Here is a 21287-nt window from a genome sequence, read left to right as displayed (position 1 = left end):
TCTTCCAAGGCCCCTCTTCTTCGTCTTCCTCGTCCTTCGTCCGCTCCCGTTCAGGGTCGACCGCCCTGTTCCAGCCCGGCGATCTGCGCCACCCGCCGGGCGTGCTTGCCGCCCTTGAACGGTGTGTCCAGCCAGACGGCGACGATCTCCCGCGCCCGGTCGTCGGTGAGCCGCAGCGCGGGCAGCACCAGCACGTTGGAGTCGTTGTTGCCGCGGGAGACCTCCGCCGTCCACACGTCGTGGCACAGACCCGCCCGGATGCCCGGCAGCTTGTTGCAGGCGATGGTCTCGCCCAGCCCGCTGCCGCCGAGCACGATGCCCCGCTCGGCCCGCCTGTCCCCCACCCGGGCGCACACGTCGACGCACAGCGCCGGATAGTCCACCTCCTCGGCGGTATGGCTGCCCAGGTCGGACACCTCGTGCCCGGAGCCCGAAAGCTCCGAACACAGCAGGGACTTGAGGGCGAACCCGTTGTGGTCGCCCGCGATCGCGATGCGCATGCCTGTCATCCCCTTCGCCCTCAGCCGGCCAGGTCGCGGGTGCCGGGCGCGAACAGCTCGTCCACCGGCACGGCCCGCTCCAGGATCCGCTGGTCGACGGCGTGCCGCATCAGCTCCTCCAGGACCTGCCGGTTCGCGTCGACGCCGTACGGCAACGGATCGGCGCCGGTCAGCTCGGCCACCCCGAGGTGCAGGGTGTCCACCGCCGTCGGGGCCTCGATCTCCCCGCCGAGCAGCCGCCCGGTGTAGAGCCGCTTGGCGCGGGCGAAGGCGTCGAAGACCTGGGCGCCCAGGTCGGGGCGGGCCGTGAGGAGTTCGTCCTTGACGACGACGAGGTGGTTGATCGGATACAGCCCGCGCTCCCGCAGTGCCCTGAACCCGGCCGTCCCGGGATCGTCGATCAGCGGGACCAGGCCCTCCCGGGGCGGCACACCGATGACGGCGTCCAACTCCCCCTGGCGCAGAGCCTCTTCCAGCGTGCGGCCCGGCCCGAGCGGCTCGACGTTGTCCGGCGGGCGGTACGCCTCGACGTGCTCGTCGCCGGAGAGCACCCAGGTCACCTTCGACAGGTCCACTCCGTACTCGTCGCGCAGGACGGCGCGCGCCCAGACGCCCGTGGTCACCGTGTACCCGCGGTTCACGCCGACCCGCCCGCCCTCCAGCTGCTCCGGGGTGACCGGGCGCCGGGCGTCGCGCAGGATCGCGCCGTGGTGGAAGCCGCGGACCAGGAACGCGGGCACGGCGGTGAACCGCGCCCCGTGGGCCTTGGCGACGAGATAGGTGGTGAGCGCCATCTCGCTGATGTCGAAGTCGAGTTCGCGGACCATGCGGCGGAAGCCGTGGACGAGGACGGGCACCTCCTCGAAGTCGAACCCGAAGCCCACGGGGGTCACCTCCCCCGACTTGAGCGCCTCGTTGTTGCCCTGGGTGCGGGTGCAGGTCCTGAGCAGAGGTTCTGTCATGGGCCGAAAGGTAGCATGGTCAGACCATCAGTCCATAGAGTACGGTGATCCGCGGGACAACCTCAGAGCGCGAGGAGTCGCTTCATGGCAGAGACCGTGCTGGCAGCCGTCCGCACCGCCCCCTCCACCACCGAACTCCGTGAGTTCCCGATGCCCGACATACCGGCCGACGGCGCCCTGCTGAAGGTCGAGGTCGCCGGGATCTGCGGCACCGACGTGAAGATGTACGGCAGGCCGCCCTTCCCCGATCCGGTGATCATGGGCCACGAGAACGTGGGCGTCATCGCCCGCGCGGGACGGGAGTTCACCGCCCGCAAGGGCCTCGGCGAAGGCGACCGCGTCTTCGTCGAGCACTACGTGGGCTGCTTCCGCTGCGCCTGGTGCCACGCCGGTGAGTACCGCCACTGCGAGCTGACCGACTGGCGCACCAACCCCGAGGCCCGCCGCTACGGCTACACCTCGGCCGAGAACCCGTACCACCTGTGGGGCGGCTTCGCGCAGTACCTCTATCTGCCGTGGAACGCCGTCACCCACCGCGTCCCCGACGGGGTGAGCGCCGAACTCGCCGGGCTGGTCACCCCGTTGTCGAACGGCATCGAGTGGGCGCTGGTCACCGCCGGGGTCGGCTACGCCTCCACGGTCCTGATCCAGGGCCCCGGCCAGCAGGGCCTGTCCCAGGTCGTCGCCTGCAAGCAGGCCGGCGCCTCGCGGATCATCGTCACCGGTACCCCGCGCGACGCCGCCCGCCTCGCCCTGGCCCGTGAACTCGGCGCCGACCACACCGTCGACGTCACCGAGGGCGACCCCCTCCAGCAGGTCCTCGACCTCACCGGCGGCCGCGGCGTGGACGTCGTCCTCGACTGCACCGCCGGCGCGGGCACCGCCCCCGTGCTCCTCGGCATCGACGCCCTCAAGCGCCGCGAGGGCGTCATGGTGGTCCAGGGCGAGCTGGCCGCGTTCCCCGACTTCCCCCTGAAGAAGCTCACCGAGAAGTCCATCGCCCTCAGGAGCGCCCGCGGGCACAGCTACCGGTCCTGCGAACTCGCCCTGGAACAGCTCGCGTCCGGCCGCTTCCCGCTGGAGAAGCTCGCCACCCACAGCTACCCGCTCGCCGAGACCGACCGGGCCATCCGCACCGTCGGCGGCGAGAGCGGCGAGGACGCCGTCCACGTGTCCCTGCTGCCCTGGGCGGCGGCATGAGCATCGTCGTACGCAACCCGCCCCGCGCCGACCGCGCCGCCGTCGACGCGCTCGCCGAGTACGGCGTCGCCACCCTCCACGAGGCCCAGGACCGCACCGGGCTCCTCGATCCCGATCTGCGCCCGGTGTGGCCGGGTGCGCGGGCGGCCGGTACGGCCGTCACCGTGAGCGTGCCGCCCGGCGACAACTGGATGCTGCACGTCGCCGTGGAGCAGTGCCGGGAAGGGGACCTCCTCGTCGTGGCCCCCACCTCGCCCTCCCAGGCCGGATACTTCGGCGAACTCCTCGCCACCTCCCTCGCCGCCCGCGGCGTGCGCGGCCTGGTCATCGACGCCGGGTGCCGGGACGTCGCCGAACTCCACGGCATGGGCTTCCCGGTGTGGTCGCGGCACGTCTGCGCCTACGGCACCGTCAAGGAGACCCTCGGCGACGTCAACGTGCCGGTGGTGTGCGGCGGGCAGCTCGTCCGGCCGGGCGACGTGGTCGTCGCCGACGACGACGGAGCGGTCGTCGTCCCGCGCCCGCGCGCGGCCGCCGTGGCCGAGGCCGCGCGGACCCGCGAGACGAAGGAGGCCCGGTCCCGCAAGCGGTACGAGAGCGGTGAACTCGGCCTCGACGTGAACGCGATGCGGCAACGCCTCGCCGACAAGGGCCTGGTGTACGTCGACCACACCGAGTGGGCGGCCGCGGAGGGAGCTGAGCGGTGATCATCGACATCCACGGGCACTACACCACCGCCCCGCCCGCCCACCAGGGCTACCGCGACGCCCAGCTGGCCCGCCTGACCGACCCCTCACTGCCCCCTCCGGCGCGCGCGGCCGTCAGCGACGACGCGATCCGGGAGAGCGTCGAGCGGAACCAGCTCAAGGTGTTGCGGGAGCGCGGCGGCGACTTCATGCTCTTCTCGCCCAAGGCCTCCGGCATGGAGCACCACGTCACCGACCCGGCCACCGCCCGCGACTGGGCGCGCGCCTGCAACGACCTGGTGGCCCGGGTGGCCGCCCTCTTCCCCGCGCACTTCGCCGCCGTCTGCCAGCTCCCGCAGACCCCCGGCGGCACGATGGACGACCTGGTCGCCGAGGTGCGCCGCTGTGCGGACGACCCCGCCTTCGTCGGCTGCAACCTCAACCCGGACCCCTCCGGCGGCCACTGGACCTCACCACCGCTCACCGACCCGTCCTGGTACCCGCTCTTCGAGGCCCTGTGCGAGCTGGACCTCCCCGCGATGATCCACGTCTCCAGCTCCTGCAACCCGGCCGCGCACACCCTCGGCGCCCACTACCTCAACGCCGACACGTCCGTGTTCATGCAGCTGCTGCGGGGCGACCTGTTCACCCGCTTCCCCGGACTCCGGTTCGTGATCCCGCACGGTGGGGGAGCCGTCCCGTACCACTGGGGCCGCTACCGGGGCCTGGCCATGCGCATGGACCTGCCCGACCCGGCAGAATCCCTCCTGGGGAACGTCTGGTTCGACACCTGCGTCTACCACCAGGCCGGCATCGACCTGCTGACCCGCGTCGTCCCGGCGGCCAACCTGCTGTTCGCCTCCGAGATGCTCGGCGCCGTACGGGGCGCCGACCCGGCGACGGGCGTGGCGTGGGACGACACGAAGACGTACGTCGACGCCTCGGGCCTCGCGCCGGACGACCTGCGCCGCGTGTACGAGGGCAACGCGCGGCGGGTCTACCCGCGGCTGGACGCGCTGCTGACGCCGTGACTGGCGCGAAGGACCACGTGTACGCAGCACACAGGGGGTGCCGTCAACCCCACGGGTGTCGCTAGGGTCCCGGGCGGGCGTGTCCCGTCCGGGCCGCCCTGGGCACTCAAGGAGGCACCCCTTCGTGAGAAGAACCCGAAGCTCCACACCCGGAGCCCCCCGCCGCACCGCCGCCCGACGCACCGGGTGGACCGCCGGCGTCCTCGCGGGCACCGTCCTCGCCGCCGTCGCCGCCCTGCCGTCCCCGGCGAACGCCGCCGGGGCGACGCTCCCGGCGCCCGCCCGCCCGGTCGTGGCGGTCGACCCGCAGCACTGGACCGAACAGGCCGACATGACCTGGGACGACTACGTCGACGTCCGTCCGCCGCAGTGGTCGTCCGCGGCCACCTCACGGGGCTCGGAGGCCCAGTACCGGACCGCGGTGCTCCTGGTGGAGTTCACCGACCAGCCGATGCTGATAACCCAGGAGCCGGGGACGCACCCCTTCGGCAACCCCTACGGGGAGGACTTCGAACCGGTCCCGGAAGACCAGGTGCGCGACTGGTACCAGGACTACTACACCGTCCCGAACGAGTACAACGGCCACCAGACCCTCCACTCCTACTGGATGGAGGACTCCTTCGGGAAGATCGGTGTGGACGCCGAGGTGTTCGGCGCCTACGAGCTGCCGGGCAAGCTGCACGAGTACGGCATCAACAACCAGATGAACGGCCCGGTCGAGAAGTTCTGCCCGATGGGCGACGAGTGCGGCAAGGATCTGCGGAAGGACGCCACCGCCCGGTGGCGGGACGCCATCGGGTGCACCACCGGCGACTTCTGCGGGTTCGACAACATCTTCATCGTCACCGCCGGGCACGACGAGTCCTCCACCTGGGAGGAGTTCGGCCGCCAGAAGTACGCGAGCAAGGAGGACGTCCCCGACGAACTCGGGCCCCCGCGCGACGAGAACGGCGACCCGGTGCTCAACCAGCTGGGCGAGCCCATGACCAACTGGGCCAGGACCCGCTACGTGGACTGGACGAGCTGGCGGGCCGCCGCGAACCACTGGCCCAACGCCGGCGGCGGGATCTCCACCCAGGCGGAGAGCTCCGGACTGAGCGTCTTCGCCCACGAGTTCAGCCATCTGCGGGACCTGCCGGACAACTACAACAACCCGTTCGCCGACGACACCCGCAACTACACCGGCTACTGGGAAATGATGTCCCGCGGCACCTTCAACGGCCCCGGCGGCACCCACAACCGCTGGCAGGTGCCCAATCGGGGCGGCTCCGCCCTCGGCCCGCACCACATGGTCCACTACAAGCAGGAACTGGGCATCCTCGGCGAGGACGAGACGGTCCGCCTGACCAAGGCCGCCCTGCGCGAGCACGGCGTCGCCGTCGCCACGCTCCGCGCGCGCGAGTACGCACCGGGCGAGGGCGACCGGATCGCCCTGGACGTCGACGTCGACGGCTTCGCCCTCGGCGCCTGCGAGGACCAGATGGCCCGCGCCGGCGAGAGCGACACCGGCTTCTGGTGCCCGGACGGCGGGGGCTGGCAGGACTACACGATGGAGGTCGTCGACCGGGTCGGCAACGACTCCTTCGCCCCGGGAGCGGGCGTGCTGCTGTCCCAGAACCGCAGCCAGGGGACGCCGCGCGAGTGGCTGGTGGACGCCAATCCGCGGGACATCGGACGCGTCGACTACGTGGGCCCGACCGGCGAGGACGTCATGGTCGTCCGCGGCGACCCGCGCCAGCTCGACGACGCCACCTTCCACGCCGGCACCGGCTCCGGCTCCGCGTACGAGTGGATCGACGAGCCCAACGGGCTGCACTTCTACGTCCTGGACGTCCGGCGTGACGCCGAGGGCGTGCTGACCTACCAGGTCGCCGTGCGCGCCCTCGACGCGGCGGGCCCGCAGGAGCGCGGCGCCCGCCTCGGCGGCGCGAGGGGCCTGCCGGTCGGCGGCCGCACCGCGCTGGTCGGCGCCCCGCTGACCAACACCGGCGGGGCCGGGCCGGGCGCACACGCCTCCGACGTCTACCGGCTGAAGGCCACCGTCGAGGGCGAGGGCTGGAAGGTGGACCTCCCCTACGAGGTGCAGGCCGTGGCCGCGGGATCCACCCTGCCGGTCGCCGCGTACGCCACCGCCTTTGACGGCGCGGCCCGACGGGCGACGGTGACGATCACGGCCACGAGTGAGTCCGACCCGTCGGCGACCTCCACCACGACGGTGAGGCTGACCACCGCGGGGCTGGCCGTCTCCACCGGCTCCCTGAGGGCGCTCCTGAACGGCTACGCGGAGCAGGGCGACCTGTCGGCCGGTGAGGTCGGCCGGCTGTCCGCCCAGCTCAGGCAGGCCGAGCGTCCGAAGCAGGCGGAAAAGGCGCTCAAGAGATTCGCCTCCCTGGCCCAGGGGATGTCGACCGAGGGCAGGCGTGCCCTGGCCTCGGCCGCCCTGAGCAGCGCCGCCCGCACCCTCGCGGCCTCCGCCTGAATTCTGGCCGAGTCCCGTCCGAGTCACGTCCGTGCCCGGGCCGAGTCCTGCTCGGCCCGGGTCGGTGCACCGCTCAGACGACGGTCCGCTCGCAGAACAGGGTCTTGAGCGGAACCTCCGCGCCGGCGGCGTCCGCGGGGATGTGGACGCCGCCGGTCAGGGCACGGCGTACGGCCATGTAGTCGGCGGGCCGGTTGACGGCGTCGACGGCGAGCAACTCGCCCCGCCGGTAGTACAGGACGGAGAACTGCTCCTCGTCCGGAGCGCCGCGCACCACGCAGTGGTCGTACCCGGTGGAGAGCCCCGCGATCTGCAGGCGCAGGTCGCCCTGGTGGGACCAGAACCAGGGCACGGAGGTGTCCGGCTCCTCCCGGCCGAGCAGCGAGGCGGCCGCCGCGCCCGCCTGCGCGAGGGCGTTGGGCACCGACTCCAGACGGATCCTGCCCTCCCCGGGGCGCGGGTGCGGCCGTACGGTGCAGTCGCCGGCGGCCACCACGCCGGGCCGGCCGGTACGGGAACAGGCGTCCACGACGATCCCGCCGTCCACCTCCAGACCGAGCCGCTCGGCCAGGTCGGTGCGCGGGACGGCGCCGACGCCGACGAGGACCAGGTCGGCGGGGAGATGCGAGCCGTCGTCGAGGAGGACGCCGGCCGTCCGGCCGGACCTCCCTTCGAACCCGGTGACGGAGGCCGACAGCCGTACCACCGTGCCCCGCCGCGCATGCGCCCGCCGGTAGAAGTCGGAGACGACCGGCGCCACCGACCGCCCCAGCAACCGGTCCGCCGCCTCGACGACGGTCACCTCCTTCCCCCGCGCCCGGGCGGCGGCCGCCACTTCCAGGCCGACGAATCCGCCCCCGACCACCACCACCCGCCGGGCGCGGATCAGCTCCTCCCGGAGCCGGAGGGCGTCGGTGAGGTCGCGGAGGTGGTGGATGCCGCCGAGGTCCGAGCCGGGTACGGCGAGCCTGCGCGGGGCGGCCCCGGTGGCGAGGGCGAGCCGGTCGTAGGGCAGCTCCCGGCCCCGGTCGGTGACGAGGACGCGGTCGCCGGTGTCGACGACCCGCTCGCCGGTGAGGAGGTCTATCCCCGCCTGTGCGTAGTACCCCGCCGTACGGAGCGCCAGCCGCCCGGCGTCGTAGCCGTCGGCCAGGAGCTCCTTGGAGAGGGGCGGCCGTTGATAGGGGTCCCGGGGCTCCGCGCCGACCACCGTGATCCCGCCCCGTTCCCCGCGCCGCCGCAGCTCCAGCGCCACCTGTATCCCGGCCTGCCCCCCGCCCACGACAACCGTCCCGCGCCCCATGTGCTGGTCCCTCCGTCGGAGTCCTAACGGCTTAACGTCATACCATTATGCCAATGAAGAGGGGATGAGGGTATGGGGAGGGGCGGGATCGGCGTCGAGCCGGTCCCGCGAGCCGTCGCAAAGGGGGGCGCTACGGCCTGATGCCGTGCCGTTCCCTACTCCCACACGGGGGCGGTGGACCCGGGCACCTCGGCCAGCCGTACGGGCCTGCGCTCGCGGCGGGAGATGTCGCAGGCCTCGGCGATCCGCAGGGCCTGCAGTGCCTCGCGCCCGTCGCAGGGGTTGGCCCGCTCACCGCGCACGACCTGCACGAACGCGTTCAACTCGGCCTCGTATGCCGGCCCGAAGCGCTCCACGAAGCCCGTCCACGGTTTGTCCGCGGCCGGCGGCCCGGTCGGCTCGGTGGACGCGATCGGCGTACGGTCGTCCAGGCCCACGACGATCTGGTCCAGCTCCCCGGCCAGCTCCATGCGGACGTCGTACCCCGCCCCGTTCAGCCGCGTCGCCGTCGCCGTGGCCAGCGTTCCGTCGTCCAGCGTGAGCAGCGCCGCGCCGGTGTCCACGTCGTCCGCCGCGCGGAACACCGGCGGACCGGCGTCGGACCCGGCGGCGTACACGTCGACGACCTCCCGCCCGGTCACCCAGCGCAGGACGTCGAAGTCGTGGATGAGCGTGTCCCGGTAGAGCCCGCCCGACTGCGGCAGGTACTCGGCCGGCGGCGGGGTCTGGTCGCTCGTCACCGCCCGGACGGTGTGCAGCCGTCCGAGCCGTCCGGAACGCACCGCCTCCCGGGCCCCCGTGTAGCCGGTGTCGAAGCGGCGCTGGAAGCCCATCTGGAGGATCGTCCCGGCGGCCTCCACCTCGGCGATCGCCTGTAACGTGCCGGGCAGGTCGAGGGCGATGGGCTTCTCGCAGAACACCGGCAGCCCCGACCGTGCCGCCCGGCCGATCAGCTCCGCGTGGGCCGGCGTCGCGGTGGTGATCACCACCGCGTCCACGCCCCACTGGAAGATCTCGTCCACTCCCGGTGCCGCCGTCTCGCCCAGCCGGTGGGCCAGATCCTGGGCCCGCGTGATGTCGGCGTCCGTGAGGATCAGGGACCCGACGTCGCGGTGGCGGCTGAGTGTGTTGGCGTGAACGGTGCCGATGCGGCCCGTACCGATGACCCCGATGCGCATGGAATCAAAGTGGGCTCACAGCCCGCACCCTGTCAATGCGTATGTCCGGACAATCGAACTACACAACTTCCCGTCAACTGCGCACAGAGCTACGCTCGGCCCGTGCCGAAACCAGAAGTGGACCCCACCGTGTCGCTGGACCTCAGCGTGGATCGCAGCAGCCCCGTGCCGCTGTACTTCCAGCTGTCGCAGCAGCTGGAGGCGGCGATCGAGCACGGCGCGCTGACCCCCGGCAGCCTGCTCGGCAACGAGATCGAGCTGGCCGCGCGGCTCGGTCTTTCCCGGCCCACCGTCCGCCAGGCCATCCAGTCGCTCGTCGACAAGGGCCTGCTCGTGCGCCGCCGGGGAGTCGGCACCCAGGTCGTGCACAGCAAGGTCCGGCGCCCGCTGGAGCTCAGCAGCCTCTTCGACGACCTGGAGGCGGCAGGACAGCGCCCGGCCACGAAGGTGCTGGTCAACACCGTCGTCCCCGCGACCGCGGAGATCGCCGCCGCGCTCGGCGTGACCGAGGAGAGCGACGTGCACCGCGTCGAACGGCTGCGGCTGACGCACGGGGAGCCGATGGCGTACATGTGCAACTACCTGCCGCCGGGCCTCCTCGACCTGGACACCGGACAGCTGGAGGCCACCGGCCTCTACCGGCTGATGCGCGCCGCCGGGATCACCCTGCACAGCGCCCGTCAGACCATCGGCGCCCGCGCCGCCACCGACGGTGAGGCCGAACGGCTCGGCGAGGACGCGGGCGCGCCGCTGCTCACCATGGAGCGCACGACGTTCGACGACACGGGACGCGCGGTGGAGTTCGGCGCCCACACCTACCGGCCGTCCCGCTACTCCTTCGAGTTCCAGCTGCTCGTGCGGTCCTGAACAGCACTTTCCGGCGGCGGCTCCCACCGTGCGAGTTCGTCGCAATGTCCGGACAATGTGACCGTCGGCCGATCCCCGGAGGCACGTGCTCCGCTTGTGTGTCGGACAATGGGGCGTTTGGGGTTTCCAGAACCCGGCCGGGGCTGGGAAAGGCCCCCGCACGCACAGCACGGCACAGCAAGAAGGGCACGGCCTCGTGGCACGGTTTCGGACATGGGTGGGCATCGCGCTGGCAGGGGCACTGTCGGTGTCCCTGGCCGGCTGCAGCAGCACCGGCGGCAAGCGCGCCGAGGACGCCCGCAAGGCCGCGTCGGCCGAGGGCAGGGCGGCGGTGAACACCCCCCGCTGGACTTTCGCGATGATCACTCACTCCGGTGACGGCGACACCTTCTGGGACATCGTCCAGAGCGGCGCCGAGCAGGCCGCGGTCAAGGACAACATCAACTTCCTGTACTCCCACGACGACGAGGCGCAGCAGCAGGCCCAGCTCGTGAACGCGGCCATCGACAAGAAGGTCGACGGCATCATCGTCACGCTCGCCAAGCCCGACGCGATGAAGTCCGCCCTCGCCCGCGCGGACAAGGCGGGCATCCCCGTGATCACGGTGAACTCCGGCTCCGAGGAGTCAAAGGAGTTCGGCGCCGTCACCCACGTCGGCCAGGACGAGACGATCGCAGGCGAGGCCGTGGGCGAGGAGCTCAACGAGCGGGGCCGCGAGCAGGCGATCTGTGTGCTCCACGAGCAGGGCAACGTCGGCCACGAGCAGCGCTGCGACGGAGTGGAGAAGACCTTCGACGGCAAGGTCCAGCGGCTCTACGTCAACGGCACCAGCATGCCGGACGTACAGTCCGCCATCGAGGCCAAGCTCCAGACCGACAAGTCCGTCGACGCCGTGGTCACCCTCGGCGCCCCCTACGCCGACACGGCCGTCAAGGCCAAGCAGGGCGCCGGCAGCAAGGCCGAGATCGACACCTTCGACCTCAACGCCAAGGTGGCCGCCGGACTGGAGGACGGCAGCCTCGGCTTCGCCGTCGACCAGCAGCCCTACCTCCAGGGCTACGAGGCCGTCGACCTGCTGTGGCTGTACAAGTACAACGCCGACGTCCTCGGCGGCGGCCGTCCGGTGCTCACCGGGCCGCAGATCATCACCAAGGACGACGCCGCCGCGCTGGCCGACTACACGAAGCGGGGCACGCGATGAACGCCACGCAGGTGAAAGAGGCTGACGAAAGGATTCTGCAGACCTCTCCGCTGCGGAAACTCCTGGGCCGCCCCGAGCTGGGCTCCGTCGTCGGCGCGATCGCCGTCTTCGTCTTCTTCGCGTTCTTCGCCGACAGCTTCCTGCGCGTCTCCAGCCTCAGCACGGTGCTCTACGCCGCCTCGACGATCGGCATCATGGCCGTCCCGGTGGCGCTGCTGATGATCGGCGGAGAGTTCGACCTGTCCGCGGGCGTCATGGTCACCTCCTCGGCGCTGGTGTCGTCGATGTTCAGCTACCAGATGACCGCCAACGTCTGGGTCGGCGTCGGCGTGTCGCTGCTGGTCACCCTGGCGATCGGCGCCTTCAACGGCTTCATGCTCACCCGCACCAAGCTGCCCAGCTTCATCATCACGCTGGGCACCTTCCTCATGCTGACCGGCCTGAACCTGGGCTTCACCAAGCTCATCGACGGCACCGTCTCCACCAAGTCGATCGCCGACATGGAGGGCTTCCCCTCCGCCCGCGACGTCTTCGCCTCCACGATCACCATCGGCGGCGTCGGCTTCAAGGTGACCATCCTGTGGTGGCTCGCCCTGGTCGCCGTCGCCAGCTGGATCCTGCTGCGCACCCGCGCCGGCAACTGGATCTTCGCGGTCGGCGGCAACAAGGACGCCGCCCGCGCGGTGGGCGTCCCGGTCACCAGGACCCGGATCGGCCTCTACATGGGCGTGGGCTTCGGCGCCTGGATCTCGGGCCAGCACCTGCTCTTCTCCTACGACGTCGTCCAGTCCGGCGAGGGCGTCGGCAACGAGCTGATCTACATCATCGCGGCCGTCATCGGCGGCTGCCTGATCACCGGCGGCTACGGCAGCGCCGTCGGCTCGGCGGTCGGCGCGTTCATCTTCGGCATGACCAGCAAGGGCATCGTCTTCGCCGAGTGGAACCCCGACTGGTTCAAGTTCTTCCTCGGAGCGATGCTGCTCCTCGCGACCCTGCTCAACGCCTGGGTCCGCAAGCGCGCGGAGGCCGCCAAGTGACGCAGACACCAGCACGCGAGGCGCTCGTCGAGCTGTCCGGCGTCAGCAAGAACTACGGCAACGTACGCGCCCTCGAAGGCGTGTCCCTGGAGGTCCACGCCGGGGAGATCACCTGCGTACTCGGCGACAACGGGGCGGGCAAGTCCACGCTCATCAAGATCATCGCCGGGTTGCACCAGCACGACGGCGGCACGCTGAGCCTGGACGGCGAGGAGACCCGCCTGTCCTCCCCGCGCGAGGCCCTGGACCGCGGCATCGCCACCGTCTACCAGGACCTGGCCGTCGTCCCCCTCATGCCGGTCTGGCGCAACTTCTTCCTCGGCTCCGAGCCGCGCAAGGGCGTCGCCCCGTTCAAGCGCATGGACGTCGACCACATGCGCCGCACCACCCACGCGGAACTCCTGCGCATGGGCATCGACCTCCGCGACGTCGACCAGCCCATCGGCACCCTCTCCGGCGGCGAGCGCCAGTGCGTGGCGATCGCCCGCGCGGTGTACTTCGGCGCGAAGGTGCTCGTCCTGGACGAGCCGACGGCGGCGCTGGGCGTGAAGCAGTCGGGCGTGGTCCTGAAGTACGTGGCGGCGGCCCGCGACCAGGGGCTGGGTGTCGTCCTCATCACCCACAACCCGCACCACGCGTACCTGGTGGGGGACCGGTTCGTGCTGCTGAAGCGCGGCACGATGGTGGGCAACCACGAGCGCGAGGACATCACCCTGGACGAGCTGACAAGGCAGATGGCAGGCGGAAACGAGCTGGACGATCTGCGCCATGAGCTGCAACGTCCCTCTTAGGGGCGCGGGTCTGTGTCATGTGCGGTTCCGCCGCGTGGGCGCGAGCAACCACGACGCACCCGCACCCGGCAACGAACCGATCACGCCACCCCCTGTCCCATTCGGCGCCCGGCACGGCCGTGCGGCACAATCGCACCCGATGAGCACCTACCGCGACTTCACCGCCCCCATCGGATCCCGCCGCGCCCCGGTCCTGCGCACCGTGGGCACGAGGGAACGCCGCTCGCACCTCACGGCACCCCGGGTGCCCACGGTCGGCATCGACATCGGCGGCACGAAAGTCATGGCGGGTGTCGTCGACGCCGACGGCAACATCCTGGAGAAGCTCCGCACGGAGACCCCGGACAAGTCCAAGAGCCCCAAGGTCGTCGAGGACACGATCGTCGAGCTGGTCCTGGACCTCTCCGACCGGCACGACGTGCACGCCGTGGGCATCGGCGCGGCCGGCTGGGTCGACGCCGACCGCAACCGCGTGCTGTTCGCCCCCCACCTGTCCTGGCGCAACGAACCGCTGCGCGACCGCATCGCCGGCCGGCTCGCCGTACCCGTCCTGGTGGACAACGACGCCAACACCGCCGCCTGGGCCGAGTGGCGCTTCGGCGCCGGCCGCGGCGAGGACCACCTCGTCATGATCACGCTGGGCACCGGCATCGGCGGCGCGATCCTGGAGGACGGCCAGGTCAAGCGGGGCAAGTACGGGGTCGCCGGCGAGTTCGGCCACATGCAGGTCGTCCCCGGCGGCCACCGCTGCCCGTGCGGAAACCGCGGCTGCTGGGAGCAGTACAGCTCGGGGAACGCCCTGGTCAGGGAGGCCCGCGAGCTGGCCGCCGCCGACTCGCCCGTGGCGTACGGGATCATCGAGCACGTCAAGGGCAGCATCGGCGACATCACCGGCCCGATGATCACCGAGCTGGCCCGCGACGGCGACGCCATGTGCGTCGAGCTGCTCCAGGACATCGGGCAGTGGCTCGGCGTCGGCATCGCCAACCTCGCCGCGGCCCTCGACCCGTCCTGCTTCGTGATCGGCGGCGGGGTCAGCGCCGCCGACGACCTGCTGATCGGTCCCGCGCGCGACGCCTTCAAGCGTCAGCTCACCGGTCGCGGCTACCGCCCCGAGGCCCGCATCGTCCGGGCCCAGCTCGGCCCCGAGGCCGGCATGGTGGGCGCCGCCGACCTGTCCCGGCTGGTCGCCCGCCGGTTCCGCCGGGCCAAGCGGCGCCGGGTGGAGCGGTACGAGCGCTACGAACGGTACGCCGAGGCCCGCCGCACGTCCGGGGAGTCGTCGTGACGGAGACCCTGCCGCAGCAGGCGGCGTCCCCGGAGGAGCCCGGGCCGTCGGGCGAGGACCGCCGGCACATGATCCGCCGCCGTGCCCTCACGCTGATCATCATCGTGCTGCTCATCGGCGTCCCCGCCGGCTACCTCGCGATCTCGGCCGGCCAGAGCCGCGACAGCGGCAGGGAGAAGGAGGCGAAGTACGCGGCGACCGGCATGAGCGACGGCTGGCCGTCCAAGCTGCAGCGCCGCATCTACGAAGTGCCCGTCCCGGTCCCGTCCGACGAGGTCGCGTACTACGAGACGAACAACTGGAAGACCAGCCGGCTCTACGTCCAGTTCGAGACCACCGGCGCGGGTCTCGACGTCTTCCTGGCGGGGCTGGGCGTCGACCGGGACGCGCTGAAGAAGGACAAGATCGCGATCAGCGACCGCGCCCAGCGGGTCACCGGCTGGGAGTTCGGCGGGTCCGGCTCCTGGTGGGGCGTCGTCAACGAGCAGGAGAACCCGGCGCCGACCCAGGACGTCGTCGTGAACATGGCCAATCCGGACTACCCGATGGTCTACGTCGTCTCGCACACCGTTCCCTAGGGTTCCGGGGCCCGGCGGCAGGCCGTCGGAGCCGATTGTCAGACCCCGCCCGTAGAGTCGAAGACATCTGATCGGGCAGACGGGCGGGAGGTGACAGGACGTATGGGCGACATGGCCGTGACGGACACGACGGATCCCGGACGAGCGGGGGAGCGGGCGGAGCCGGAAGAGGCGACGCGGCACGAGGGGGCGGCGGCGCCCGTCCCCGCCCGGCTCGCGGCCGTCTTCCTGCCCGCACCACTCCCGCGCGAGGGACGGATCGCCTTCTGGGACCCCGACGGCGGGCCCGTCACCGGCATGGTCCCCGCGTACGGCGTCGAGCCGGTGCCCGGGGCGGCCGCTGCCGCCCCGGCCCCCGGGGACGGTCCCGCGCCGGTGCCGGATCCCGGGCACGGCGCGGAGGACGTGGCCGCAGCGGCCGCCGGGGACGGAGCCCGGCCGGACGGAGTGGTGGAGCTGACCGTCGTGCGACCGCACGGCTCCGGGGTGCGCCGCAGGACCACACCCGCGGTGTCGCTGCCGCTCGCCGAGGCGCTGCCCCTCCTGGTGCGTGCCCGGCACGACCCGGCCGCCCACCCCGCCACCGCCTGCTGGGGCGCGGCGGCCCTGCACGCCCTGCGGCTCACCGCGCGCGGCCGGCTGCTGCCCGGCCTGACCACGACCGGGCACGACGCCTGGCGGGCCGGCCCGCTCGACCCCGACGACATCGCGCACGTGCGGGCCGTGGCCGCCGCCCTGCCCCCCGAGGGCCACGCGGTCCCGCTCGACGGCCCGGGACCGATCCGGCTGCCGGAGCCGGAAGGGCTGATCCGGGCCTTCCTGGACGCGGTCGCCGACACTCTGCCCCGCACTCCGGCCGCGCCCCACGCATCGGGCCGTCCGTTCGCCGCCCGCGGAGCCCAGCGCCTGCCCGACGCCCACGACTGGGCCGCGGAGGTCGCCGCGGGCATGGACGCGGGCGTGCGGATCTCGCTCCGCCTGGACCTGTCGGCGTACGACCTGTTCGACCGGGACGCAGACGGCGGCGCGGGCGTGGAAGGCGGCGGCAGCGTCGGCGTGCGCAACGCCGGCGCGGCGATCGTCCAGGTGCACAGCCTCGCCGACCCCACCCTCGTGGCAGACGCCGCGGACCTGTGGTCGGGGGCGGCCGACGCGTCGTTCGGCCCCCGCGCGCGCGTGGACGCGGCCCTCGCCGTGCGGCGCGCGGCGCGGGTCTGGCCGCCGCTGGACCGGCTCACCGAACAGGACGTCCCCGACGTACTCGGCCTGTCCGAGGAGGAGGTCACCGACCTGCTGGGCGTGGCGGCCGGCCGGCTCGCCGCCGCGGGTGTCGCCGTGCACTGGCCCCGCGACCTGGCCCAGGACCTCACCGCGACCGCGGTGGTCAGGACCGCGCCCGGTTCGGCGACCGACGGCACGGGCTTCTTCGAGAGCGAGGACCTGCTCCAGTTCCGCTGGCAGCTCGCGATCGGCGGCGACCCGCTCACCGAGGCCGAGATGGACACCCTCGCGGAGGCCCACCGCCCGGTCGTCCGGCTCCGCGACCGATGGGTGCTGGTCGACCCGGCGCTCGTCCGCCGGGCCCGCAAGCGCGACCTGGGCCTGCTCGACCCGGTCGACGCCCTCTCCGTCGCCCTCACCGGCAGCGCCGAGGCCGACGGCGAGACGGTCGACGTGGTGCCCGTCGGCGCGCTGGCCGCCCTGCGCGACCGGCTCACGGCGGGTGTGCGTCCCGCCGAAGCACCGCCCGGCCTGCACGCCACCCTGCGCGACTACCAGCTGCGCGGTCTGGCCTGGCTCGACCTCATGACCTCGCTCGGCCTCGGCGGTTGCCTCGCCGACGACATGGGGCTGGGCAAGACCGTCACCGTCATCGCCCTGCACCTGAAGCGGGCCCGCACCGAACCGACCCTGGTCGTCTGCCCGGCCTCCCTCCTGGGCAACTGGCAGCGGGAGATCGAGCGCTTCGCGCCCGGCGTCCCCGTCCGCCGCTTCCACGGGCCCGACCGCACCCTCGACGACCTGACCGGCGGCTTCGTCCTCACCACCTACGGCACCATGCGGTCCGCCGCCACGACCCTGGCCGAGCAGCCCTGGGGCATGGTCGTCGCGGACGAGGCCCAGCACGTGAAGAACCCGTACTCGGCGACGGCGAAGGCCCTGCGCACGATCCCGTCCCCGGCGCGGGTGGCCCTGACCGGCACGCCCGTGGAGAACAACCTCTCCGAGCTGTGGGCGCTGCTCGACTGGACCACCCCCGGGCTCCTCGGCCCCCTGAAGTCCTTCCGCGCCCGGCACGCGCGCGCGGTGGAGAACGGCGAGGACGACCAGGCGGTGGAGCGCCTCGCCCGGCTGATCCGCCCCTTCCTGCTGCGCCGCAGGAAGTCCGACCCGGGCATCGTCCCCGAGCTGCCGCCGAAGACCGAGACGGACCACCCCGTCCCGCTCACCCGCGAGCAGGCCGCGCTGTACGAGGCGGTGGTGCGCGAGTCGATGCTCGCCATCGAGGCGGCCGAGGGCATGGGCCGCCGCGGTCTCGTCCTGAAGCTGCTGACCTCGCTGAAGCAGATCTGCGACCACCCCGCGCTGTTCCTGAAGGAGCAGCACCCGCTGGGCGGCACCGACCGGATGACCGCCCGCTCGGGCAAACTCGCCCTGCTGGACGAGCTGCTGGACACGGTGCTCGCGGAGGACGGCTCGGTGCTGGTCTTCACGCAGTACGTCGGCATGGCCCGCCTCATCACCTCCCACCTCGCCGCCCGCGCGGTCCCGGTCGACCTGCTGCACGGCGGTACGCCGGTGCCGGAGCGCGAGCGGATGGTGGACCGCTTCCAGAGCGGGGCGACCCCCGTGCTCGTCCTGTCCCTGAAGGCCGCCGGCACCGGCCTGAACCTCACCCGCGCCGGCCACGTCGTGCACTTCGACCGCTGGTGGAACCCGGCCGTGGAGGAGCAGGCCACCGACCGCGCCTACCGCATCGGCCAGACCCAGCCGGTCCAGGTCCACCGGCTCATCACCGAGGGCACGGTCGAGGACCGCATCGCCGAGATGCTCCGGTCCAAGCGGGCCCTTGCCGACGCGATCCTCGGCTCCGGAGAGTCGGCCCTCACCGAGCTGACGGCACGTGAACTGTCCGACCTCGTCTCCCTGCGGAGGCCGTCATGACCCCCAGGCCCGCCGACGAGGCCCGCCGCGCCCTGCGAGAGGCACGCGAGCGCGGCGAGGGACCGGGCGCGGACGGGGAACGCGGCGCGGCGGCACCGGCACCGTCGGCGCCGGTTCAGGGCCAGGAGAGTGCCCCTGGCGGGAAGCCGGCTGAGCACCCCGAGCCGCGCCCCGGGGACATCGCCCGCGCCGCGCTGCGCAGCGCACGGACCGCACGGCATGCGGGGGCGCACAACTCAGTGGGCGCCTCCGACGCCCCTGACACCTCCGAGGCCACCGACGCCCCGTCACGTCCGGAGAACCCGGCAGGTCCGGTGGAGGCGGCGGGTTCGGCAGGTCCGGCAGGGGTGGCGGACACGGCGGGACCAGGGAGATCGGCGGGTTCGGCAGGGGGGGCGGACACGGCGGGACCGGCAGGATCGGCCGGACCGGCGGGATCGGCAGGGGCGGTGGGATCGGCAGGGGCGGCAGGGTCGGCGGGCCCGGGGGAGCCGGCCAAGCGGGGAGAGGGAGCGGAACGGTCCGACGCGGTGACCGGGCCGACCGCCCTCGGTGGGGCGTCCCTCTCCGGTTCCGTGGACGGGGGCGACAGCCGACCGGCGGATGTGGCGCGCGAGGCGTTGCGGGCGGCTCGTCGGCAGGCGAAGGCGGACGCGGCGACCGAGGGCGCGGCGGCCCACGGCACATCGGCCAAGAGCGCGGCGAGGGCACGGCGGGCGCCCCGTCCGGCCGGTCGTCAGCAGCGGGCGGGCGGCATGGGCAGCGCCGACGCCCGTGCCCGCGCCGTACGGGACTTCGCCGCGGGCGCGTTCCGGCTGCCCCCGGAGGCGGACCCGGCCGGGGAAGTCCCGCCCGCCGGGGAGGCCCCGCCTGCTGGGGAAGTCCCGCCCACCGGAGAGGCCCTGGCCGCCGGGGAGTTCGTGCCTGTCGGGGATGCCCTGCCCGTCGAAGAGGCCCCGCCCGCCGGGGAGCCCATGGCCGCCGGGGAGTCCGTGCCCGCCGGGGAAGTCCCGCCCGCCGGGGATGCCCCGCCTGCTGGGGAAGTCCCGCCCACCGGAGAGGCTCTGGCCGCCGGGGAGTTCGTGCCTGTCGGGGATGCCCTGCCCGTCGAAGAGGCCCCGCCCGTCCGGGAGCCCATGGCCGCTGGGGATGCCCCGCCTGCTGGGGAAGTCCCGCCCACCGGAGAGGCCCTGCCCGCCGGAGAGTTCGTGCCTGCCGGGGAGGCCCCGCCTGCCGGGGAGGCCGTGCCCGCCGGGGAGCCCATGGCCGCTGGGGATGCCCCGCCTGCTGGGGAAGTCCCGCCCACCGGGGAGGCCCCGCCCACCGGGGAGGCCCCGCCCACCGGGGAGGCCCCGCCCGTTGCCGACGAGCCCCCGGCCGCGGAGAGGCCGGCCGACGGATCCTCCGGCGAGGGCCGGGCGGCCGCGTACCCGGAGCCGGGCGCCCCGCCCGGCCTGGCCCCCTCCACCGGGCCCACCACCTCTCCTCGCGCCCCACACACGCCGAGCCCCGAAGGTCCGGCACTCGACCACGAACAGCCGGGAAACCCCGGACGCCCGGGACACCCCGGACAGCCCGGGCACCCCGAACACCCGGGGCATCCGTCGGCGGTGCGCGGACGGGCGGCCTTCTCCGCACCGCCCGCGCAGCCTCGCGCCCCCCGCTCGATGGCGGCCCCGGACCGTGACGGCGAACTCCGGCGCACCTTCCCCGCGCTCCCGCCCCGGAAGGCCGCGGAGGAGGGCCTCGCCGGGACATGGTGGGGGAACGCGTGGGTGACCGCGCTGGAGGAGGGGGCCCTGGACGCCGCGCGGCTGGAGCGCGGGCGGGGATATGCCGAGCGGGGGCACGTGGACGCCATCACCGTGACGCCCGGGCTGGTCCTCGCCTACGTGCAGGGCAGCCGCCCCCGGCCGTACCGGGTGCAGGTGCGGCTGCGGACCCTCGGCGACGCCGACTGGGACCGGTTCCTGGACGCCGCCGTCGAACGGCCCGGACACATCGCCGCTCTCCTCGACAAGGAACTTCCCCACTCCCTGGCCGACCTTGCCGACCGCGGCGTCCCGCTGCTCCCCGGCCCCGGCGACCTCACCCCGCAGTGCAGCTGCCCCGACTCCGGGCACCCCTGCAAGCACGCCGCCGCCCTCTGCTACCAGACGGCACGTCTGCTCGACGCCGACCCCTTCGTGCTCCTCCTGCTGCGCGGCCGGGGCGAACGCGAGCTGCTGGACGCCCTGTCCCGGCGGAACGCGGCCCGCGCGGCACGCGCCGCCCAGGACCGGGGACCGGCGCCGCTGCCCGGAGTCCGGGCCGGTGAGGTCCTGACCCGGCGCGCCCTGCCGCCCCTCCCGGCGCCGCTGCCCGCGCCCCCGCATCCCGAACAGCCGCCGGCCTACCCGGCCGCCCCGGGCGGTCCCGACCCGTTCGCGCTGGACCAGCTCGCCACCGACGCGGCCGCCCGCGCCCACGCCCTGCTCACCACCGGGCGGGACCCGGTCGGCACGCTGACGCTGTGGCAGGACGCCGTCCGCCTCGCCGCGGCGCGCCCCGGCTCCGGCCTCACCGCCGGCACCCGCGCGCTCTACGCGTCCCTCGCCTCGGCCGCCGGGCGCGACACGGCGGAGCTGGCCCGGGCCGTCGCCGCCTGGCGGCAGGGCGGACCGGAGGGTCTCGACGTCCTGGAGGAGCCGTGGGACCCGCCGGCCGGCCGTTTCGACCGCGCCCGCCCCCTGCTGCTCGCCGCCGACCTCCCCGCCTTCCGCCCCTGGCGCAACCACCTCACCCACCCCCGGGGCCATGTCCAGCTCAGACTCGGCCGGGCAGGGCTCTGGTACGCGTACGAGTCGGAGCCCGGCCGCGAGGACTGGTGGCCGCGCGGCACCCCCGACCTCGACCCGGTCGGCGCCCTGACCGGTCTGGGCACCCGCGTCGACCTCTGACCATCCCGGACCACCCCCTGCGCGCCCGCGGAACGGCCCGGGCGCGCAGGGGGCGTTGTCTTCAGCAGGCCGGATGTATAGC

At 73.4% G+C, this 21287-nt stretch carries 16 protein-coding genes; 12 read left to right on the top strand and 4 right to left on the bottom strand.

What is annotated here, in order from left to right:
• Positions 1-50 precede the first annotated feature (50 nt).
• Both ABS735_RS25610 and ABS735_RS25605 read right to left on the bottom strand, forming a co-directional pair.
• Positions 51-500, bottom strand: a complete 450-nt coding sequence (locus ABS735_RS25610; RefSeq protein ID WP_373903920.1) for an RpiB/LacA/LacB family sugar-phosphate isomerase — start codon at positions 498-500, stop codon at positions 51-53.
• 20 nt (positions 501-520) lie between these two features.
• On the bottom strand, positions 521-1462 hold the full coding sequence (locus tag ABS735_RS25605) for a substrate-binding domain-containing protein (protein ID WP_373903921.1): 942 nt from the start codon (positions 1460-1462) through the stop codon (positions 521-523).
• Positions 1463-1546: 84 nt separating this feature from the next.
• Here ABS735_RS25605 and ABS735_RS25600 point away from each other — a divergent pair, with 84 nt between their 5' ends.
• The 4 genes from ABS735_RS25600 to ABS735_RS25585 all read left to right on the top strand — a co-directional run bounded on the left by ABS735_RS25600 (position 1547) and on the right by ABS735_RS25585 (position 6858).
• Positions 1547-2662, top strand: coding sequence for a zinc-dependent alcohol dehydrogenase (locus tag ABS735_RS25600; protein WP_373903922.1), 1116 nt, complete (start codon positions 1547-1549; stop codon positions 2660-2662).
• Positions 2659-3369, top strand: coding sequence for a 4-carboxy-4-hydroxy-2-oxoadipate aldolase/oxaloacetate decarboxylase (locus ABS735_RS25595; protein ID WP_373903923.1), 711 nt, complete (start codon positions 2659-2661; stop codon positions 3367-3369). Before ABS735_RS25600 ends, ABS735_RS25595 begins: the two co-directional genes overlap by 4 nt.
• Positions 3366-4379 carry an amidohydrolase family protein gene (locus tag ABS735_RS25590; RefSeq protein WP_373903924.1) on the top strand — a complete coding sequence of 338 codons (1014 nt, stop codon included), beginning with the start codon at positions 3366-3368 and terminating at the stop codon, positions 4377-4379. The genes ABS735_RS25595 and ABS735_RS25590 overlap by 4 nt, the downstream gene beginning before the upstream one ends.
• Positions 4380-4503: 124 nt before the next feature.
• A complete protein-coding gene (locus ABS735_RS25585) occupies positions 4504-6858 on the top strand; it encodes a M6 family metalloprotease domain-containing protein (RefSeq protein WP_373903925.1) in 2355 nt (784 codons plus the stop codon).
• 73 nt (positions 6859-6931) lie between these two features.
• Here ABS735_RS25585 and ABS735_RS25580 read toward each other — a convergent pair whose 3' ends face one another.
• Positions 6932-8161 carry an NAD(P)/FAD-dependent oxidoreductase gene (locus ABS735_RS25580; protein WP_373903926.1) on the bottom strand — a complete coding sequence of 410 codons (1230 nt, stop codon included), beginning with the start codon at positions 8159-8161 and terminating at the stop codon, positions 6932-6934.
• 155 nt (positions 8162-8316) lie between these two features.
• Entirely contained in the window at positions 8317-9339 is a 1023-nt protein-coding gene (locus ABS735_RS25575) for a Gfo/Idh/MocA family protein (protein WP_373903927.1), read from the bottom strand.
• A 129-nt stretch (positions 9340-9468) separates the two neighbouring features.
• Between ABS735_RS25575 and ABS735_RS25570 the strand changes: the two genes are divergently transcribed.
• From ABS735_RS25570 to ABS735_RS25535, 8 genes are all read left to right on the top strand, one after another.
• Entirely contained in the window at positions 9469-10206 is a 738-nt protein-coding gene (locus ABS735_RS25570; RefSeq protein ID WP_373903957.1) for a myo-inositol degradation transcriptional regulator, read from the top strand.
• A gap of 196 nt (positions 10207-10402) precedes the next feature.
• Positions 10403-11407, top strand: a complete 1005-nt coding sequence (locus ABS735_RS25565; protein WP_373903928.1) for a sugar ABC transporter substrate-binding protein — start codon at positions 10403-10405, stop codon at positions 11405-11407.
• Positions 11404-12444, top strand: coding sequence for an ABC transporter permease (locus ABS735_RS25560; RefSeq protein ID WP_373903929.1), 1041 nt, complete (start codon positions 11404-11406; stop codon positions 12442-12444). Before ABS735_RS25565 ends, ABS735_RS25560 begins: the two co-directional genes overlap by 4 nt.
• Positions 12441-13235 carry an ATP-binding cassette domain-containing protein gene (locus ABS735_RS25555; RefSeq protein WP_373903930.1) on the top strand — a complete coding sequence of 265 codons (795 nt, stop codon included), beginning with the start codon at positions 12441-12443 and terminating at the stop codon, positions 13233-13235. The genes ABS735_RS25560 and ABS735_RS25555 overlap by 4 nt, the downstream gene beginning before the upstream one ends.
• A gap of 139 nt (positions 13236-13374) precedes the next feature.
• The gene (locus tag ABS735_RS25550) at positions 13375-14523 is read left to right on the top strand and encodes an ROK family glucokinase (protein WP_373903931.1); all 1149 of its coding nucleotides are present in this window, start codon (positions 13375-13377) and stop codon (positions 14521-14523) included.
• Positions 14520-15101, top strand: a complete 582-nt coding sequence (locus ABS735_RS25545) for a sugar kinase (RefSeq protein ID WP_373903932.1) — start codon at positions 14520-14522, stop codon at positions 15099-15101. The genes ABS735_RS25550 and ABS735_RS25545 overlap by 4 nt, the downstream gene beginning before the upstream one ends.
• A 102-nt stretch (positions 15102-15203) precedes the next feature.
• Positions 15204-18266, top strand: coding sequence for a DEAD/DEAH box helicase (locus ABS735_RS25540; protein WP_373903933.1), 3063 nt, complete (start codon positions 15204-15206; stop codon positions 18264-18266).
• Positions 18267-18796: 530 nt separating this feature from the next.
• Positions 18797-21205 (top strand): SWIM zinc finger family protein, encoded by a 2409-nt coding sequence (locus ABS735_RS25535; protein ID WP_373903934.1) that lies wholly within the window; start codon positions 18797-18799, stop codon positions 21203-21205.
• Positions 21206-21287 lie beyond the last annotated feature (82 nt).

Origin of the sequence: Streptomyces sp. MMCC 100, assembly GCF_041538145.2 — a bacterium.
Lineage (GTDB): Bacteria > Actinomycetota > Actinomycetes > Streptomycetales > Streptomycetaceae > Streptomyces.
This window is presented reverse-complemented; position numbering and strand designations above follow the sequence as displayed.

Excerpts from the sequence above, each read along its gene's own strand:
- ABS735_RS25610 (WP_373903920.1), bottom strand. The coding sequence starts at position 500 with ATGCGCATCGCGATCGCGGGCGACCACAACGGGTTCGCCCTCAAGTCC.
- ABS735_RS25605 (WP_373903921.1), bottom strand. The coding sequence starts at position 1,462 with ATGACAGAACCTCTGCTCAGGACCTGCACCCGCACCCAGGGCAACAAC.
- ABS735_RS25600 (WP_373903922.1), top strand. The coding sequence starts at position 1,547 with ATGGCAGAGACCGTGCTGGCAGCCGTCCGCACCGCCCCCTCCACCACC.
- ABS735_RS25595 (WP_373903923.1), top strand. The coding sequence starts at position 2,659 with ATGAGCATCGTCGTACGCAACCCGCCCCGCGCCGACCGCGCCGCCGTC.
- ABS735_RS25580 (WP_373903926.1), bottom strand. The coding sequence starts at position 8,161 with ATGGGGCGCGGGACGGTTGTCGTGGGCGGGGGGCAGGCCGGGATACAG.
- ABS735_RS25575 (WP_373903927.1), bottom strand. The coding sequence starts at position 9,339 with ATGCGCATCGGGGTCATCGGTACGGGCCGCATCGGCACCGTTCACGCC.
- ABS735_RS25560 (WP_373903929.1), top strand. The coding sequence starts at position 11,404 with ATGAACGCCACGCAGGTGAAAGAGGCTGACGAAAGGATTCTGCAGACC.
- ABS735_RS25550 (WP_373903931.1), top strand. The coding sequence starts at position 13,375 with ATGAGCACCTACCGCGACTTCACCGCCCCCATCGGATCCCGCCGCGCC.
- ABS735_RS25540 (WP_373903933.1), top strand. The coding sequence starts at position 15,204 with ATGGGCGACATGGCCGTGACGGACACGACGGATCCCGGACGAGCGGGG.